General features: G+C 73.1%; 3 protein-coding genes. All 3 read right to left on the bottom strand.

Translation table 11 applies throughout. From position 1 onward, the window contains the following. On the bottom strand, positions 1–389 hold a 389-nt coding region (locus tag E1298_RS45165; RefSeq protein ID WP_341770711.1), incomplete at its 3' end, for a biotin/lipoyl-containing protein. A gap of 38 nt (positions 390–427) precedes the next feature. Continuing rightward, positions 428–1,822 carry a dihydrolipoyl dehydrogenase gene (gene lpdA, locus E1298_RS45160; RefSeq protein ID WP_131903523.1) on the bottom strand — a complete coding sequence of 465 codons (1,395 nt, stop codon included), beginning with the start codon at positions 1,820–1,822 and terminating at the stop codon, positions 428–430. Between the two features lie 134 nt (positions 1,823–1,956). Further along, positions 1,957–3,435 (bottom strand): leucyl aminopeptidase, encoded by a 1,479-nt coding sequence (locus E1298_RS45155; RefSeq protein ID WP_131903522.1) that lies wholly within the window; start codon positions 3,433–3,435, stop codon positions 1,957–1,959. Positions 3,436–3,572 lie beyond the last annotated feature (137 nt).

Raw genomic sequence — 3,572 nt, 5'->3', positions numbered from 1 at the left:
GCTGATCCACCCCCACCCGACCCAGTCCGAGGCTGCTGGGCGGGCTGTGCGGGCTGCTGGGCGGACGCCTCGGACCGTTCGGGCGCCGGGGCCTCCTCCCGCGCGGCCTGCGGCTCCTCGGCGGGGGCGGCGCCGCCGGACGGCGCGCCGCCCTCGTCCCCGATGATGGCGAGCTCGGCGCCGACCTCGACGGTCTCGTCCTCGGCGACGGTGATGCTGGTCAGGATGCCCGAGGCGGGCGAAGGGATCTCGGTGTCGACCTTGTCGGTCGACACTTCGAGAAGCGGCTCGTCGGTCTCGACGCGCTCACCCTCCTTCTTCAACCAGCGGGTGACGGTGCCCTCGGTGACGCTCTCGCCGAGCTGGGGCATAGTGACGGAGACCGGCATGGCTCTCAGCGACTCCTTCGAAATGACTGTGCGGCGTTTCAGCCGTGCACGTGCAGTGGCTTGCCGGCGAGGGCGAGCATCGCCTCGCCGACCGCCTCGGACTGGGTCGGGTGGGGGTGGATCAGCTGGGCGACCTCGCCGGGCAGGGCCTCCCAGTTGTAGATCAGCTGTCCCTCCGCGACGAGCTCGCCGACGCGCGCGCCGACCATGTGGACGCCGAGGACGGGACCGTCCACGGCCGAGATCACCTTGACCTCGCCCTGCGTCCCCAGGATCTTGCTCTTGGGGTTGCCGGCCAGGTCGTAGGTGAACTCCTTGACCTCGTGCCCGCGCTCCCTGGCCACGGCGGTGGTGATGCCCACCGAGGCGACCTCGGGGTCGGAGTAGGTGATGCGCGGCACGCCGTCGTAGTCGATCGGGGGCGGGGTGAGCCCGCCCAGCCGCTCGGCGACGAGGATGCCCTCGGCGAAGCCGACGTGGGCCAGCTGCGGCGTCGCGATCAGGTCGCCGACCGCCGAGATCGTGGGGACGCTGGTGCGGCAGTAGGCGTCGACCTTGACGAAGCCGCGCTCGGTCTCGACGCCGGCCTCGGCGAGGCCGATGCCGTCGGAGACCGGGCCGCGCCCGACGGCCACCAGCAGCAGCTCGGCGTCGATGGTCTTGCCGCCCTCCAGCGTGACGGCGACGCCGCCCTGGGTGGGCTTGACGCCCTCGAAGCGGGTGCCCAGCTCGTACTTGATGCCGCGCTTGCGGAAGGCGCGCTCCAGCCGCTTGGAGCTGGACTCCTCCTCCAGCGGCAACAGGTGGGGCAGCGCCTCGACGATCGTGACCTCGGCGCCGAACGAGCGCCAGACGCTCGCGAACTCGACGCCGATGACGCCGCCGCCGAGGACGACGACGGAACCGGGGACGTGCTCCAGCCGCAGGGCGTGGTCGCTGGAGATGACGCGCTCGCCGTCGATCTCCAGGCCGGGCAGCGACCTCGGCGCCGAGCCGGTGCCGAGGACGATGTGCGCGCCCTCCAGGGTGCGCGCCTGCCCGTCGCTCGTGGTGACCTCGACGGTGGTCGGGCCGGCGAGCCGGCCGGTGCCGTGCACGACCTCGATGCCCCGGGACTTGATCAGCCCGGTGAGGCCCTTGACGGTCGTCGAGACGATCCGGTCCTTGTAGGCGTTCACTCCGGCGACGTCGATGCCCTCGAACGTGGCCTTCACACCGAACTTGGCGGCCTCGCGGGACTGGTCGGCCACCTCGGCCGCGTGCAGCAGCGCCTTGGTGGGGACGCAGCCCCGGTTGAGGCACGTTCCGCCGAGGGTCTCGTCCCGCTCGATGAGCGCGACCGACTTGCCGAGCTCGGCGGCGCGCAGCGCGCAGGCGTAACCGCCACTGCCGGCACCAAGGACCACGATGTCGAAGGGGCCGCTGTTGGCCACTGGACGCTCCCTTTCCCGGTTCTGGCGGCGCGTGGACCGCGGCGCCTTGGCGGGGGCGGGGCGCACCGGGCATCGGGCCCCCACCGCCACGAAAAAACCTATTAGGTTGTCACCCCGGTAACATCCGGCGGCCCCTACAGAGTCCCGTCGGCGAGGTCCTCGGCGATCTGGACGAGCGTGCGGGTGGCCGCGCCGGTGCCGCCCTTGGGGGTGTACCCGTAGGGCTCGCCCTTATGGAAGGACGGGCCGGCGATGTCGAGGTGGGCCCACTTCACGCCGTCCGGCACGAACTCCTTGAGGAAGACCCCGGCGACCAGCATGCCGCCCCAGCGGTCGCCGCTGATGTTGGCGATGTCGGCGACCGCGGAGTCCAGGCCCTTGCGCAGCTCGGCGGGCAGCGGCATGCCCCAGGACGCCTCCCCGGCGCGGCCGGCCGCCGCGACCACCTTCTCGCGGACGTCGTCGTCGTTGGCCATGATCCCGGTGGTGCGGGTGCCGAGCGCGACGAGCTGCGCGCCGGTCAGCGTGGCGACGTCGATGATGAGGTCCGGGCCGTCCTCGCCCGCGCGGACGAGGGCGTCGGCCAGGACCAGGCGCCCCTCGGCGTCGGTGTTGAGGACCTCGACGGTCTTGCCGCCGTAGATACGCAGCACGTCGGACGGGCGCTGGGCGGTGCCGCTCGGCATGTTCTCGGCGATGGCCAGGTAGCCGACCACGTTGACCTTGGGGCCGAGCTTGGCGATGGCGGCGAGCGCGCCGAGCACGGCCGCGGCGCCGCCCATGTCGGACTTCATCCAGTCCATGGCGTCGGCCGGCTTGAGGGACAGGCCGCCGGAGTCGAACGTGATGCCCTTGCCGATGAGGGCGAGGGTCTTGGACGCCTCGGGGTGGCCGTAGGCGAGCCGGACGAGCCGCGGCGGGTTCACCGAGCCCTGCCCGACGCCCGCGATGCCGCCGTAGCCGCCCTCCACCAGTGCCTTCTCGTCCAGCACCTCGATGGCCAGGCCCGTCTCGCCCGCGATCCGCTCGGCCTCGCCGGCGAGGTCCTCGGGGCTGAGGTGGGACGGCGGGGTGTTGACCAGGTCGCGGACCAGGTGGATGGACTCGGCGAGGATCCGCGAGCGCTCGACGGCCGCCTCCTTGGCGGCCGGGGCGAGCAGGCGGATCTCCTCGACCGGGCTCTTGTGCTCGTCGCCGGTGCGGTAGGAGTCGAAGGTGTAGTTGCCGAGCAGCGCGCCGAGCGCGACGGCCTCGACCTCGTCCGCGGACGGGGCGGGGAGGGCGACGGCGACGCGGGTGCTGCCGGCGAGCGCGCGCAGGGCGGCGCCCGCGGCGCGGCGGAGTTCCTCGGGGCCGGGATCGGCGCCCAGCCCGGCGGCCACGATCACCGGTGCGGTGACCGCGCCGAGCGTGGGGAGCTTGGTGACCTCTCCGGCCTTGCCGGTGGCGCCCAGCGCGCGCAGCGCGTCGGCGAGCCTTCCGTCCAGGGCCTGGTCGAGACCTTCGGAGCCGGCCGCCGGAACGGCACCCGCCTCGGCTGGGGAGACGCCGATCACGATCGCGTCCACGTCGAGGCCGGCCGGTGCTGCGCTGTCAAGGCTGATGCTCGTCACGTAGTCCGATGTTAGTCCTCCCGGTGACCGGTTTCGCCCTTTTGGATCAAGCCTTACCCTCCCGGAACGCGCCAACGGGACCGGCGCCCGGCCGGCCCGGCCCGGGCACCGCCGGACGGGGCGGCCCGGCGGGAAGC

The organism is Actinomadura rubrisoli (assembly GCF_004349215.1).
Classification (GTDB): domain Bacteria; phylum Actinomycetota; class Actinomycetes; order Streptosporangiales; family Streptosporangiaceae; genus Spirillospora; species Spirillospora rubrisoli.
This window is presented reverse-complemented; position numbering and strand designations above follow the sequence as displayed.